The sequence below is a fragment of the Jiangella alba genome, assembly GCF_900106035.1.
GTDB classification, from domain to species: Bacteria; Actinomycetota; Actinomycetes; order Jiangellales; family Jiangellaceae; genus Jiangella; species Jiangella alba.
Window position 1 is genome coordinate 2,463,867 of record NZ_FNUC01000003.1, and the last position, 14,587, is coordinate 2,478,453.

11 protein-coding genes are annotated in these 14,587 nt (G+C 75.0%); 6 read left to right on the forward strand and 5 right to left on the reverse strand.

Going from position 1 to position 14,587, the window contains the following annotated elements; genetic code table 11:
• Positions 1-281: 281 nt before the first annotated feature.
• A complete protein-coding gene (locus tag BLV02_RS13830) occupies positions 282-2,756 on the reverse strand; it encodes an ATP-binding protein (RefSeq protein WP_141711734.1) in 2,475 nt (824 codons plus the stop codon).
• A 90-nt stretch (positions 2,757-2,846) separates the two neighbouring features.
• Entirely contained in the window at positions 2,847-3,509 is a 663-nt protein-coding gene (locus BLV02_RS13835) for a hypothetical protein (RefSeq protein WP_216094411.1), read from the reverse strand.
• Positions 3,510-3,567: 58 nt separating this feature from the next.
• On the opposite strand from BLV02_RS13835, the gene BLV02_RS13840 reads away from it, so the two are divergent.
• From BLV02_RS13840 to BLV02_RS13850, 3 genes are read left to right on the forward strand one after another with little or no spacing between them, the layout of a single operon-like run.
• Positions 3,568-4,599, forward strand: coding sequence for an ArsR/SmtB family transcription factor (locus tag BLV02_RS13840; protein ID WP_143045062.1), 1,032 nt, complete (start codon positions 3,568-3,570; stop codon positions 4,597-4,599).
• A 10-nt stretch (positions 4,600-4,609) separates the two neighbouring features.
• Positions 4,610-6,478: an alpha/beta hydrolase gene (locus BLV02_RS13845; RefSeq protein WP_171906824.1), complete on the forward strand. Its 1,869-nt coding sequence runs from the start codon at positions 4,610-4,612 to the stop codon at positions 6,476-6,478.
• Between the two features lie 58 nt (positions 6,479-6,536).
• Entirely contained in the window at positions 6,537-7,154 is a 618-nt protein-coding gene (locus tag BLV02_RS13850; protein ID WP_069113418.1) for a hypothetical protein, read from the forward strand.
• Here BLV02_RS13850 and BLV02_RS13855 read toward each other — a convergent pair.
• Positions 7,151-8,560: a GH1 family beta-glucosidase gene (locus BLV02_RS13855; protein WP_069113417.1), complete on the reverse strand. Its 1,410-nt coding sequence runs from the start codon at positions 8,558-8,560 to the stop codon at positions 7,151-7,153. The two genes, BLV02_RS13850 and BLV02_RS13855, sit on opposite strands and share 4 nt — an antisense overlap.
• Before the next feature lie 60 nt (positions 8,561-8,620).
• On the opposite strand from BLV02_RS13855, the gene BLV02_RS13860 reads away from it, so the two are divergent.
• Both BLV02_RS13860 and BLV02_RS13865 read left to right on the forward strand, forming a co-directional pair.
• Positions 8,621-9,739, forward strand: a complete 1,119-nt coding sequence (locus BLV02_RS13860) for a sensor histidine kinase (protein WP_069113416.1) — start codon at positions 8,621-8,623, stop codon at positions 9,737-9,739.
• Positions 9,736-10,401 carry a response regulator gene (locus BLV02_RS13865; RefSeq protein WP_069113415.1) on the forward strand — a complete coding sequence of 222 codons (666 nt, stop codon included), beginning with the start codon at positions 9,736-9,738 and terminating at the stop codon, positions 10,399-10,401. Before BLV02_RS13860 ends, BLV02_RS13865 begins: the two co-directional genes overlap by 4 nt.
• Here BLV02_RS13865 and BLV02_RS13870 read toward each other — a convergent pair.
• Complete coding sequence (locus tag BLV02_RS13870; RefSeq protein ID WP_069113414.1) at positions 10,362-11,507, reverse strand: hypothetical protein; 1,146 nt, start codon at positions 11,505-11,507, stop codon at positions 10,362-10,364. The genes BLV02_RS13865 and BLV02_RS13870 overlap by 40 nt on opposite strands.
• The gene (locus BLV02_RS13875; RefSeq protein WP_069113413.1) at positions 11,507-12,283 is read right to left on the reverse strand and encodes a hypothetical protein; all 777 of its coding nucleotides are present in this window, start codon (positions 12,281-12,283) and stop codon (positions 11,507-11,509) included. The genes BLV02_RS13870 and BLV02_RS13875 overlap by 1 nt, the downstream gene beginning before the upstream one ends.
• Positions 12,284-12,445: 162 nt before the next feature.
• Between BLV02_RS13875 and BLV02_RS13880 the strand changes: the two genes are divergently transcribed.
• The gene (locus BLV02_RS13880; RefSeq protein WP_171906823.1) at positions 12,446-14,587 is read left to right on the forward strand and encodes an MMPL family transporter; all 2,142 of its coding nucleotides are present in this window, start codon (positions 12,446-12,448) and stop codon (positions 14,585-14,587) included.

A 14,587-nucleotide genomic window follows, 5' to 3' on the forward strand; every position in this document is an offset into this window, starting at 1 on the left:
CGCTACGGACCGGGCCGCCGCGCGTCGTCATACCGCAGAGCCATCGTCGGCCCCGTACCACAGGGGTACGGGCGGCTGCACATTGTCAGGCTGTTGTCAGGGTGCTGTAGCTGTTGTGTGGCGCCCGGACGCGACATCGTTGTTCCCGCGGGGGGAGGAGTGCCGGATCCCGTAGCAGATGTGGGTGGACATGGCCAGGCGCCGGCGCCGCACAGCTTGGCCGGCAGCGCGTCTAGCGGGGGGCAAGACCGCTGCCGGCCGGGCACCTTCCCCGCGGAGCCTCACCAGGGCGTGTCGAGCGTGCTGAGGGCGTCCGGCGGGTAGCCGTCGGCCACGGCGTGCAGGGGCGTGGCCTGACCCGCGCCCCACGCGTGCGCGAACGCGCGCTCACCGAGCGCGTCGCGGACCGCCGTGGTGGTGCCCTCGGTGTCGGGACGCTCGCACAGCGGCACCGGCGCCCCGATGGTGTCGCGGACCGCCGACGCGGCGCCGAGCAGGAACGCGGCGTATGCGGTGTTGTGGTGCTCCTGCGCCACCGACGCCAGCGCCTCCAGGACGCTCGCCGACCGCCACTTGTCGCCCAGCTCCTGGTGCTCGGCCAGGCTCTCGTCGAGCAGGTGAATGGCCCGTTCGAGCCGGCCCTGACGGCGGGCCACCACCCCCAGCTGGTTGAGCGACCAGCCCACACCCTCGCGGTAGCCGAGCCGCTGTGCCCGGCCGAGGCTCTGGTGCAGCAGCCGCTCGGCGCCGTCGAGGTCGCCGTCGTAGAGGGCGACGACGCCGAGGTTGAGCTGCGACCACGTGATGCCCTCGCCGTCGCCGGCCTGCTGGAAGTAGCCGAGCGCCGCCGCGGAGTAGTCGCGAGCGCCGCCGAGGTCCATGCGCAGCCACGACACGAACCCGAGAAAGTGCCGGGCCCACGCGATGCCGGCCTTGTCGCCCAGCTGCTGGTAGAGGTGCAGGCTCTCGAGGTGCAGCTCGTGGGCGGCGTCGTAGTCGGCGCGCTCGCGGGCGATGCTGCCGAGGTGGCGCAGCGTGAGCGCGGCACCGGCGGGGTCGTCGAGGCGGCGGTAGCGGCCCAGCGCCTCCTCCAGCCGTTCGGCGGCGACGTCGTACTCGCACTGCAGGAACGCCAGGTAGCCGGCGCCGCGGGCGGCCCCGGCCAGCGCGGCCGGCGCGACGGTGTCGGCGGCGCGGGCGATGCGCAGCGCCGACTCCAGCCAGTCGCGGCCCTCGGAGTAGTGGCCGCGCAGGTAGAAGTAGCGCCACAGGGCGGCCGCCAGCCGCATCGACTCGCTGCCCAGCTCGCGGCTGATCGCTCGCCCGAGCGCCACCCGCAGGTTGTCCAGCTCGATGTCGAGGTGGTCCAGCGTGGCGGCCTGCTGGTCGGTGCCGAGGGTCCGCTCGGCCCGCTCGGCCAGCTCGACGAAGTGGCGCAGGTGCCGCTGTTCGATGACGGTGCGCCGGCCGCCGTCGTCGAGCCGCCGGTCGGCGTACTGGCGGATGACGGAGAACATCGAGTAGCGCGCCTCGGCCGCGTCGCGGTCGACGAGGATCAGCGACTTGTCGATCAGCCGCCCGGTGAGGTCGAGCACCCGCTCGTGACAGGCGTCGGTCTGCTCGGCGCAGAACACCGCGACCGCGGCCGGCAGCGTCCAGCCGCCGGAGAACGTCGACACCGCCTCGAAGAACTCCCGCTCCTCGGCGCCGAGCAGCTGGTAGCTCCAGTCCAGCGCGGCGTCGATGGTCTGCTGGCGAAGCGGCGCGGTGCGGCTGCCGCCGGACAGGATGCGCGACGAGGTGTCCAGCTCGTCCGCGATCTGCTCGATGGTCAGCACGTTGACCCGGGCGGCCGCCAGCTCCAGCGCCAGCGGGATACCCTGCACGCTGCGGCACACCCGGCTGACCTGGCGCAGCCGGTCGTCGCGCGGGTGGACGCCGTGCGCGGCGGCGCGGGCGAGGAACATGCGGACGGCGTCGGCGTCGCGGATCTCGTCGACGGGGGCCCGCGACGGCGGCACCGACAGCGGCTGCACCTGCCGGACCACCTCGCCGGGGGCGCGCAGCAGCTCGCGGCTGGTGGCGACGAACGTCAGCCGCGGGCAGCGCTGCAGCAGGACGGTGCACAGCCAGGCGCAGGTCTCGATGACGTGTTCGCAGTTGTCCAGGACCACCAGCAGCTGGCGCGAGCCGATGTGCTCGGCCAGCGCGTCGACCTCGGCGGCGTCGGAGGCCGGGCGCAGCCCGACGGCGGCCGCGACCGCGTCGATGACCTCCGGGCCGTCCGGGCGGGCCGCCAGCGGCACCCAGCACGCGCCGGCCTCGAACTGGCCGCGCACCTCGTTGGCGACCGCGACCGCGAGCCGGGTCTTGCCGACGCCGCCCAGGCCGGTCAGCGTCACCAGCCGGACGCCGCCGTGGCCGAGCAGCGACGTCAGCTCGGCCAACTCGGTCTCGCGGCCGATGAGGGTGTCGGGCGGCAGCGGCGGCCCCTGGACCTGTGGCGCGTGGCCCGCCGGGGACCGGCGCAGCGACTCGGTGAACTCGGCGAAGTCGGCGTCGGACAGGTTCAGCGCGGTGGCCAGCAGCCGCACCGTCAGCGGCCGGGGCGCGCGCCGGCGGCCGCGCTCCAGCGCGGCGACGGCGTCGGAGCTGAGACCGGCCTTCTCCGCAAGCTCCTCCTGCGACAGGCCGGCCGCCAGCCGATGCCGCCGGAGCAGACTCGCGAAGTCGTCGATCTCGTTGCTGGCCGACACGCCTTGTTTACCTCCGAGATGACCCGGTAGCTGTGAAATCGTACCGGGTGATCTTGGGGGTGTCGGGCCCCGGCGAGCAAGTGATTCCGCTCAGAACCTCCAGACCTCCGCGACGGCGACGAACGCACTGGACGACGGACGCTCCGGGGTGCCGGACCGTACCACTTGGCCGGGAAGGCTCCGTCCGCGTACTTCGATGGACGCCGCGGCGCTCGGGCCGGTCACCAGGCTGAGGCTGTGCACCCGGCCGCCGAGGTCGAAATCGTCGGTCGCGAACGCCCGCCGGTCCAGGACGCCGGAGATGCGGACGGCGACGTCGCCGGCCCGCGCGTGGCTGCCGCGGGCAAGGTCGTTGGCGACGTGCACGGCGCGCCGCTCGATCCGCGGCTCCGGCCACGGCAGCCCGCCGGCCTCGGGGAAGAACCGGGTGAACGTGCGCTCCAGCCACGAGCCGAGCGCCGGGTGGTCGGTCAGCACCCGCACCCGGCCGTCGTGCCAGAGCACGATCGCCGCGCCGGCGCCGTGGGTGGACCAGTCGACCGTCCAGACCGAGGCGTAGGCGGTGACGGTGTCGCCGTCGAACAGCTGGACGCCCGGGTTGGCGCCGACGAGGACGACCTTGCGCTGGGCCGGGTCGGACGCCGGGCCGGCGGCGTCGGCGATGGCGGGAAGGGCGAGGCCGGCGGTGAGGCCGGCCGCGGTGGCGGCGCCGGCCTGGAGGGCGCGGCGGCGGGACAACAGGGGTCGCGTCATGGGCCCAGCCGACCCGGGCGGGCGCCGGCGCCGCCATGAATTCGAGTAGGTTCGAATGGTGGCGGTCCGGATCCCGATGACGGCCGAGGCGCTGGGCCGGTCCCGGTTCGGCATATCGCCGTGCGCCGAGGTCGTCGGCAGCCTGCGCGCGCTGCACCGTCCGTCGCCCGGCTCGCCGCACCTGATGCGCTGGCGGGCGCGGGCCCTCGACGCCGTACCGGCCGAGTCGCTGAGCCTGCTCGCCGCGCTGACCGGCAGCACCGTCTACGTCCTCGACCTGCTCACACCGCCGCCGCACGCCGCGGTGGCGAGCATCGACGACGAGGCGGCGGCCATCGCGGCGACGCCGCCGGAGCTGACCGAATACCAGCTGGACATCGCGTTCCGCGGCCGCGCCGTCCCCGCGGAGGTGGCCGCCAGCGTCGGCGGGCCGGCCCGGCTGGAGGAGCTGCGCCAGCCGATGCCCGCCGTCGTCGCCGAGGCGCTGGCCGGGGGAGCGGCGGCGTTCACGGCCCGGCTGGCCGGCGCCATGCGCACGTACTTCGAGCGGGTGCTGGCGCCGGACTGGCCGCGGGTGCTGGACGTGCTCACCGCCGACGTCGCCTACCGCGGCGACCGCATGGCCCAGCACGGCGCGCTGACCCTGCTCGACGACTTCCACCCGTCGGTGCGCTGGGACGACGGCGCGATCGTCGTGCGCAAGCCGTTCGACCTGGTGGTCGACTGGCCGCACGACGGCCTGCTGCTGGTGCCGAGCACCGGCATCGGCGACGGCGTGCTGCTCAACGCGGAGCGCCCGACGGCGCCGTCGATCCTGTACCCGGCCCGCGGGCTGCACGCGCTCTGGCCGGCGCCGTCGGCGGCGCCGGGCGAGCTCGGCGAGCTGATCGGGCACACCCGGGCCACGCTGCTGGCCGCGCTGGACGTGCCGCGGACCACCGCCGAGCTGGGCCGGCGCGAGGCGCTGTCGGCGGCGACGGTGTCGTACCACCTCGGCATCCTGCACCGCACGGGCCTGGTCGCGCGCCGCCGCACCGGGCGGCGTGTCGTGTACGCGCGCACCGAGCTCGCGGCGGCGTTGCTGGGGTAGTTTGGCGCGCGTGCTGAGGCGGCTGCGGCGGACGGCGACGGTGCTCGCGGTGGCCGCGCCGCTGCTCGGCCTGGCGACACCGGCCGCCTCCGCCGCGCAGGTGCGCCCGGCGGACTGCGTCGTCACGGTGCCCGACGGCGGCGAGTGCGGCGTCCTGACCGTCCCGGAGTACCGGGCCGAGCCGGGTGGGCGGAGCATCGAGCTGCCGTACGTGCTCGTCCGTTCCGAGCACCCGGCCGAGCCGCCGCTGGTGTTCGTGAACGGCGGTCCCGGATCCGGATCGCTGCAGCTGGCCGGCTACTTCTCCTACGGGCTGGGGCTGCGCGAGACCCGCGACGTCGTCGTGCTCGAGCAGCGCGGCGGCGCCCGCGCCACGCCGTCGCTGGACTGCCCGGGCGCGGCCGCCGCGATGGCCGACGCGTTCACCACCACCGACGACCCGTACGACGAGTTCGAGCCGGCCGCCATCGCGATGCGCGACTGCCTGGACGCATTCGCGGCCGCCGGCGGCGACCCGCGCGGCTACACCGTCGCCGAGACCGCCCTGGACCTGCGCGACCTGCGCGAGGCGCTGGGCTACGACAGCTGGTCGGCGTACGGGCTGTCGTGGTCGACTCAGGTGATGGCCGAGCTGGCCCGCGTCGACCCGGCCGGGGTCGACGCCGTCGTGCTCGACTCGTTCAGCGCGCCCGACCGCGACTTCGCCGCCACCGCGTACGAGGGCCTGGAACTGTCGCTGGACCGCCTCGGCGAGCGCTCCGGCGGCGACTTCCCGGACCCGTACGCCGACCTGCTCGCCGCGGCCGACCTGCTGGACGCCGACCCGGTCGAGGTCCAGGGGCACAACCCGGTCACCGGGCAGCCGCGGACGTTCCGGCTGACCGGCGACGACCTCGTCACGTTCGTGCACGCCGCCCTCTACGACGTCGAGCTGCTGCCGGTGGTGCCGTACCTGCTGGACCGCCTCGCCGGCGGCCACACCGGCGCGCTGAGCACGCTGGTCGACGTCGGTGTCGAGGAGCTGACCGGCCACACGCTGGGGCAGTACTGGACCATGCAGTGCCAGGACGAGGTCGCCTACCGCCGCGCGGGCGCGGGCCGGGCGTCGCCGCTGATCGAGTGGCTGGTCGCCGACGAGGTGGTGTGCGCCGAGCTGGGGCTGGCGTCGCCGCCGCTGCCGCCCGCGCCGGTGGCGTTCACCCAGCCGGCGCTGGTGCTGGCCGGCGCCGAGGACCCGGTGACGCCCGCGCCCGTCGCCGACGACGCGTCGGCCGGGCTGGCGGACCGGCGGTTCCTCGAGTTCGCCGGCGTCGGCCACGCCGTGCTGCTCAACAGCGCCTGCGGCCGCGAGACGATCGTCGCCTGGCTGGCCGACCCGGGCCGCGACGTCGCGGACCTGTGCGACCGCTCGACGCCCGCGTACGCCGTCGTCGGCGCCGGCGACCTGCACCCGACGACGCGCGTCGCCCAGGCCGGGCTGGCCGCGGGCGACGGCGACTGGCTCGCCGTGGCCCTCCCGGCGGCGTTCGCGCTGCTCTGCGTGGGCTGGCTGGCGCTCTGGCTGGCCCCGGTCGTCACGGGACGCGGCCGCGGCGGCGCGACCCTGGTCGCCGGGGTGGCCCCGCTGGCCGGGACGGCGTTCCTGCTGGCCGCGGGCGGGGTGCTCTGGTCGGCCGCGAGCACGCTGCCCACCCGGCTGGTGGTCGGCGTGCCGCCCGCGCTCCCGTGGCTGGGGCTGCTGCTGCTCGCCGGACCGGTGGGCGTCGCGCTCGGCCTGCGCCGGGCCTCGGCCCGCGGCCGGGTGCTGCTGGCGGCCGCCGGGCTGCTCTGGCTGGCGTTCGCCGCGTGGTTCCTCGTGATCGTGCTGCTGCCGAGCTGACCCGCCCGGTAAGGTGCTGCCGCCGGGCGCACACCGAAGTACGAGGAATCCATCACCGATGAGCTCTGCCGCCCGGGCCACCCGTCTCGCCCTCGTCCTCGCCGTCGCCGTGCTGGCGCCGGCCTCCTGTTCGTCCGGCTCCGAGCCCGGCTCCGGCGCCACCCCCGCCGGGGACGAGGAGTCCGCGTCGTCCGTCCTCGAGGACCTCACCGCCGACGACTTCTGCGCCCTGCTGCCCGCCGAGTCCGTCGAGCGGGCGCTGGGCGTCGTCGTCGAGGGCAGCGAGGGCACCGAGCGGGGGCGGGCGCCGGTCATGCGCACGCCGTACTTCCTGTCGCGCGAGTGCGACTACAGCTCCGGCCTGCCCGCGCTCAACACCCGCCTGGCCACCGAGTGGGACGAGGACGACACCGACGCCGACGTCCTGGACCGGGCCTTCACCGACATCGTGTCCGAGACCGTCGGCGCCTACGAGGACGTCCCCGGCCTCGGCGTCGCCGCGGCGTTCGGCCCCAACCCGATGCTCGCCACCGCCGACGTCGCCACCGGGACCCTCGAGGTCGTCCTCCGCGCCGGCGACGAGCGGCTGCTGCTGAGCGTGTACACCACCGGCCGGGCGACGCTGGACCAGCTGCGCCCGCTGGCCGAGGAGCTGATCGCCGGCCTCGGCTACTAGTCCAGGCCGTTGCGGGCCACGACGCCGCGGTACCAGTGCGCGGAGTCCTTCCAGGTGCGCTCCAGCGTCTCGTAGTCGACCCGGATGATGCCGAACCGGCGGTCGAAGCCGTAGGACCACTCGAAGTTGTCCAGCAGCGACCACGCGAAGTAGCCGCGCACGTCGGCGCCCTGGTCGATGGCCTGGCCGGTGGCCTCGAGGTGGCGGGCGATGTAGTCGACCCGCTGGGGATCGTGCACGGCGCCGGCGGGGGAGACGGTGTCGGCGAACGCGGCGCCGTTCTCGGTGATCATCATCGGCAGCCCGGGGTGCTCGCGGTGCATCCGCAGCAGCAGCTCGGTGAGGCCGCCGGGGTCGATGTTCCAGCCCATGGCGGTGTACGGGCCCTCGGGGCGGACGAACTCGACGTCGTCGGCGCCGACCCAGGGCGAGCCGAGCGCGTCGCCGTGGCCGTCCTCCTCGGAGCGCGGGCCGACGCCGTCCCAGCGGCGCACCAGGCCGGTCGAGTAGTAGTTGACGCCGAGGACGTCGAGCGGCTGGTGCGCGATCTCGGTGTCGCCGGACCGCACGAACGACCAGTCGGTGACGTGCGCGGTGTCGGCCAGCAGGTCGTCGGGGTAGGCGCCGGACAGCATGGGGCCGGTGAACGCGCGGTTGGCCAGCGCGTCGACCCGGCGGGCGGCGTCGCGGTCGTCGTCGGAGGACGGGTCGGCCGGGCGGATGACGTGCAGGTTCAGCGTCACCGAGCCGCGCGCCGACGGCAGCACCGAGCGGACCGCCTGCAGGCCCAGCCCGTGCGCGAGGTTGAGGTGGTGGACGGCGGCCAGCGCGGCGGCGCCGTCGGCCCGGCCGGGGGCGTGCACGCCGGACGCGTATCCGAGGTAGGCGCTGCACCACGGCTCGTTCAGCGTCGTCCACAGGTCGATGCGGTCGCCCAGCTCGCGGGCCACGAGCTCGGCGTAGTCGGCGAACCGGTACGCGGTGTCGCGGGCCGTCCAGCCGCCGGCGTCCTCGAGATCCTGGGGGAGGTCCCAGTGGTACAGCGTCAGCACCGGCTTGACGCCGCGCTCCAGCAGGCCGTCGACGAGGCGCGCGTAGAAGTCGAGGCCCTCGCGGTTGGCCGGGCCGCGGCCGCCGGGCTGCACCCGCGGCCACGCCGTCGAGAACCGGTACGCGCCCAGGCCGAGGCCGGCGATGTGGCCGAGGTCCTCCTGCCAGCGGTGATAGTGGTCGTCGGCGATGTCGCCGGTGTCGCCGTTCAGCGTCTTGCCGGGCGTGTGCGAGAACGTGTCCCAGATGGACGGCCCGCGGCCGCCCTCCTTGACCGCGCCCTCGATCTGGTAGGAGGCCGTCGCCGACCCCCAGAGGAAGCCGTCGGGGAAGCGGCGGCCGGTGCCGGTGCTCATGGGTGGCGACTCCTCGGGTGACGTGGCCGGAACAGCCATGACCTTATCTAAGCTGCGGGCATGAACGGGTCCCGGGAATCGTGGCGGCACGGCGCGCGCGCCGACGCCCTGCTCGCGGCCGGCGTGGGCCTGTTCGTGGTGCTCACGACGGTCATCGGCACCGACGGGCTGCGGCCGGTGCCGGTGCTGGGCTGGCTGCTGATGCTGGCCGCGTGCGGCGCCCTGGCGTTCCGCAGCCGGTTCCCGGTCGCGGTCGCGGTCGTCGCGCTGGTCGCGTCGATGATCTACTACCCGGCCGTCAACCCCGACGGCGCGCTGCTGATCACGCTGATCATCGCCCTCTACTCGCTGGCGTCGGCGGGCCGGACGGTCGCGGCGGCGGTCATCGGCGGGCTGGCCATCGCCGGTTCCGCGTTCGGCGAGTACGGCACCGACGAGTCCCCACTCGGCGACGCCGGGATGTTCCTGCTGGTCAGCTGGCTGTCGGCGGCCGTCGCCATCGGGGCGTTCATGCACAGCACCCGGCGCGAGCGGGAAGAGGCGCTACGCCGCCGGGCGACGGAGGAACGGCTGCGCATCGCGCGCGAGCTGCACGACGTCCTCGGCCACAACATCTCGCTGATCAACGTCCAGGCCGGCGCCGCGCTGCACGCCCTGTCCCGCGACGGCGACGACGGCCCGGCCGCCGAGGCGCTGGCCGCGATCAAGGAGATCAGCCGCGAGGCGCTGCGCGAGCTGCGCGGCACCCTCGGCGTGCTGCGCCAGGTCGACGAAGCGGCCCCGACCGAGCCCGCGCCCGGCCTGCGGCGGCTGCCGGAACTGGCCGAGCGCAGCCGGGCCGCCGGGCTGGCCGTCGACGTCAGCACCGACGGCGAGCCGGTCGGCCTGCGCCCGGCGGTCGACCTCGCGGCGTACCGCATCGTCCAGGAGGCGCTCACCAACGCGACCCGGCACGCCGGTGCGGGGCGGGTGGCGGTCCGCATCGGCTACGGGCGCGATGATGTGACGGTGGACGTGAGCGACGACGGGCGTGGCGCCGGACCCCGCGCCGGCGACGGCAGCGGCATCGACGGCATGCGGTCGCGGGCCGAGGCCCTGGGCGGCACCCTCGACGCCGCCGACCGGCCCGAGGGCGGCTTCCGGGTCACCGCGCGGCTGCCCTACGGGGGGCCGGCATGACGACGGTGCTGCTGGCCGACGACCAGCGACTGGTCCGGGCCGGGTTCCGGTCCATCCTCGACGGCGAGCCCGACCTCGACGTCGTGGGCGAGGCGGCCGACGGCGCCGAGGCGCTGACACTGGTGCGCGAGCTGCGCCCGGACGTCGTGCTGATGGACGTGCGGATGCCCGAGCTGGACGGCCTGGAGGCGACCAGCCGCATCGTCGCCGACCCCGCGCTGGCCGGGGTGCGCGTCGTCATCCTCACCACGTTCGACCTCGACGACTACGTGTACGGCGCGCTGCGGGCCGGGGCCAGCGGCTTCCTCGTCAAGGACACCGAGCCGATGGAGCTCATCCACGCCGTCCGCGTCGTGGCCCGCGGCGACGCCCTGATCGCGCCGTCGATCACCCGCCGGCTGATCTCCGAGATCGCCGGCCGGGCCGCCAAGCCGGTGCCGAACAGCCGCCTGAACGCGCTGACGGAGCGCGAGCGCGAGGTGCTCGAGCTGGTCGCGGCGGGCCTGTCCAACGACGAGATCGCCGACCGCCTCGTGCTCAGCCCGGCCACCGCGAAGACCCACGTCAGCCGCATCCTCACCAAGCTCGACGCCCGCGACCGCGCCCAGCTGGTCGTGCTCGCCTACGAGGCCGGGCTGGTCACGCCCGGCTGGCTGGGCTGACGACCCCGCCGCAGCCGCGCCACCAGCGCGTGCCCGGCGGCGAATGTCACCGCGACGGCGGGCGCGCCGAGCAGCGTCGACGCCAGCCCGCCCGGCGGCAGCAACAGCCCGAGCAGGCCCGGCAGCCCCGGCTGGTCGGCGATGCCCAGGCTCGCGTCGACGACGCCCTCGCGCGCGACTATCGCGGCGGTGTACGCGAACCAGACCACCAGCAGGGTCGTCACCGGCCGGTGCCGAAGCGGCTGGGCGTGCAGCTGGAAGTACGCCACCGCGAAGATGACCAGGAACACCTGGACGGTGTAGATCCGCAGCAGCCGCTCGCGGCCCGGCTCCAGCAGCAAGTGCGTCACCTGCACCGGCTCGGTGCCGGCCAGGCCCGTGATCGCCGGCACGCAGGCGCCGCCTGGCGGGCTGCCCGCGCACCACAGCCGTGCGAAAGGCTCGGCCACCGCGGCGACGACGTCACCGGCGAGGCTCATCGCCGGGACGGCGAGCGCGGCGACCAGCAGCGCCATGCCGATGCGCCGCCACAGCGTCGGCAGCGGCCCGCGCAGCACGGTCAGGGCCGTTTCGCGGTTCACCAGCGGCGCGCCGTCGTCGCCGCGTGGCCACAGCCGCTCCGCATGCGTCAGCAGTACGGCCAGCCCGCCGGCCAGGCCCACCAGCATGACGTGCGCTGACGCGCTCTGCGCGTCGGCCAGCAGCTGGGCCAGCGCCGCGCCGCGGCCGGCCGGGTCCGTCGTCATGCTGCCCGCGTTCACGACCAGCAGCGCGGCCAGGTTCGCCGCCGGCGCGAGGATCGTCAGGGCCGGGAGCAGCACGAACGGCCGGGTCCAGTCGTCGGCCACCGCCGCGGCCAGCCGCCACACCGCCGCCAGCAGCAACGTCAGGAACACCGCCGCCCAGAGCAGCTCGAGCAGGTACGCGGGCGGCCCGGACCGCTCACCGAACAGCAGCGTCGGCGAGACGGTGAGGAAGCGGAGCCGGTCGCCGAACCGCTCCGGCGCGCCGAGCCGTTCGGCCCAGCCGATCTGAGCCGGCAGCGCCGCGACGACCAGCACTGGCAGCATCGCGGCCAGCGCGACGCCGATCGGGCGGCGGCGCATCAGTCCGGCGCCGTCACGCGGAACGGCCGGCCGTCGTCGTCGAGGACGTCGGTGTGGATCTTCTCGCCGTCCCACCAGGTGATGGTGGCCTGCCATTCGGTGTCGTACGCGACGGTGCGACCGACGAGTGTGAACGAGTAGTAGTCCTGCGCGGGCAAGGTGCGCGGCAGCGTGATCTGCTCGCCCAGCTCGTCGGCGAGGGCTCGCGCCTCCGCCTGCTGGGCGCTGGTCTGCAGGTAGCTGACCGGCACCTCGGCCCCGACCGGGAGCGTGTCGAGGTCGACGACCACGAAATCGGGCTCGTCGTCGATTTCGCCGCCACCGCAACCGCCGGGACCCACCGCGCCACCGGTGGCCGGGTCGGTCCGGCTCAGCACCGTGATGGAGAGGTCGCGGATCTCGATCGGGGATTCGCGGCTGCGTAGGCTCACGGCCGCGTGCAGGTCGTTGCGGTGCACGAGGCGCCCGTCGCGCGCCCAGCGGGTGAGCTGGCGGGCGTCGGTGTTCGCGTTGACCTCCTCGGCCAGCTCCTCGTTGCCCGGCGGCACCGTCCACACCGACTCGCACGCGCTGTCGGATTGGTCGACCAGCACCCCGACGCTGGGTCCGGTGAACGCCGTCCACCCGGCCGCCACCAGCGGGACCGCCAGGCCGCCGGCCGTCAGAACGAGCGCGTAGAGCGCCAGCCGGTTGCCGGTACCCAGGGTGCGGTGCCAGTGCCGCAGCCGGGCGAGCGGCCTGGGAGGAGGGGGTGGGGGAGCGTCGGAGATACCCACGGGGCAGCCATCCTAGACAACTCCAGGCGTACGTGATCACCCCTAGGCCACAACCCGGGATGTACGTCAGGTGCCCGCTCCAGCCGGACGCGCCGGGCCGTGCCGTCACCCGATCCTCGTCACTGTCGGAGAAACCCCCGCAGGGACGAGGAAGGAACGAACATGAGGCTGGAACGGCTCGCCGCCTGGTCACAGCGGCACCACTGGCTGGCCATCGGGCTGTGGCTGGTCGTGCTGGCCGGCGTCACGGTGCTGTCGCAGGCCGTCGGCGACGACTACCACGACGACCACGGGCTGCCGGGCACCGAGTCGCAGCAGCTGACCGACGCGCTGGAGGACGCCGCGCCCGCGCGGTCCGGTGACACCGTCGAGGTCGTGCTGCAGGACGGCGACGGCGTCGAGGCGCAGCGCGACCGGGTCGACGCGATGCTCGGCGAGCTGAGCAGCCTGCCGCACGTCGTCGACGTCGCCGGGCCGTTCGACGCGCCGGGGGCGATCTCGGCGGACGGCACCATCGCGTACGCGACGGTGACGCTGGACGGCAGCGCCACGGACGTGCCCGCCGACGCCGTCCGGGACATCATCGAGACCGCGCAGGCGGCCGACGGCGACGGGCTGCAGGTGGAGCTGGGCGGCGACGCCGTCCGCGGCGCCGAGGAGTCCGGCGGCGGCGCGGCCGAGGGCGCCGGCATGCTGGCCGCGCTGGTCATCCTCGTGTTCATGTTCGGCTCGTTCCTGGCCGCGACGCTGCCGCTGATCACCGCGGTGTTCGCGGTGGGCTCGACGCTCGGCGTCATCGTGCTGCTGTCGAACGTCGTGACGATCGCGACCTACACCGCGCCGCTGATGATGCTGGTCGGGATCGGCGTCGGCATCGACTACGCGCTGCTGGTGTTCGCCCGCTACCGTTCCGAGCTGCTGGCCGGAGCCGACCGCCAGCGGGCCGCCCGGACCGCCCTGGACACCGCCGGGCGTTCGGTCATCTTCGCCGGCTGCACCGTCATCATCGCGCTGCTCGGCCTGTTCGCGCTCGGCCTCGGGTCGCTGCAGGGTGTGGCGCTGGCCGTCGCGCTCACCGTCCTCGTCACCATGCTCGCCTCGCTGACGCTGCTGCCGTCGCTGCTCACGGTGTTCGGCAAGCGCATCGAGAAGCGCATCCTCGCGCACGCCCAGCGGTCCAAGCGCCAGCCCGGCGCCCGGTGGCGGCGGCTGGCCGACGCGGTCCGGCGGCGGCCGCTGCCCCCGCTGGTCGCGGCGGTCGCCATCCTGCTGGCGCTGTCCGCGCCCGCGCTGGGCATGCGGCTCGGCTTCGCCGACGCCGGCAACGAGGACGCGTCGGCGACCAGCCGGCAGGCCTACGACCTGCTCGCCGAGGGCTTCGGGCCGGGCTTCAACGGGCCGCTGATCGTGCTCGCCGAGGGTGCGTCCGACGGCGGCGCCGCGCTGGCGGCCACCCTGGAGCAGACCGACGGCGTCGCCGGGGTGGTGCCGCCGCAGCCGCTGCCGGACAGCGACCTCGCGCTGGTCGTCGCGTTCCCCGAGACCGCACCGCAGGACGCCGGGACCGCGGACCTCGTGCACCGGCTGCGCGACGACGTGCTGCCGCCGCTGGAGTCCGACACCGGCGCGACCTACCTGGTCGGCGGCTCGACCGCGGCGGCGGAGGACTTCGCCTCGGCCGTCAGCGACCGGCTGCCGCTGTTCGTCGCCGTCGTCGTCGGGCTGTCCGCGCTGCTGCTGATGGCCGTGTTCCGGTCGATCTGGGTGCCGGTCAAGGCCGCGATCCTCAACCTGCTGAGCATCGGCGCGTCGCTGGGCGTCGTCACGCTGGTCTTCGGCGAGGGGCTGTTCGGCGTGCCGGCCGGGCCGGTCGAGGCGTTCGTGCCGGTGATGATCTTCGCGATCGTGTTCGGCCTGTCGATGGACTACGAGGTGTTCCTGGTGTCGCGGATGCACGAGGAGTGGCGCCGCTCCGGCAACGCCGTCCGAGCCGTCCGCGAAGGGCTGGCCGCGACCGGCGGCGTGATCACGGCCGCCGCGGCGATCATGGTCGTGGTGTTCGGCGCATTCCTGCTCAGCCCGGACCGCATGCTGCAGCAGTTCGGCCTCGGCCTCGCCGTCGCCGTGTTCCTCGACGCCGTCGTCATCCGCTGCCTCATCGTCCCGGCCGTCATGAGCCTGCTGGGGGAGCGGGCGTGGTGGCTGCCGCGCTGGCTGGACCGGGTCCTGCCGCACATCGCGCTGGAGCGGCCCGAGCCGGCGCGCGACGACGCGGACGCCGTCACCACCGGGCCGGCCCGGTAG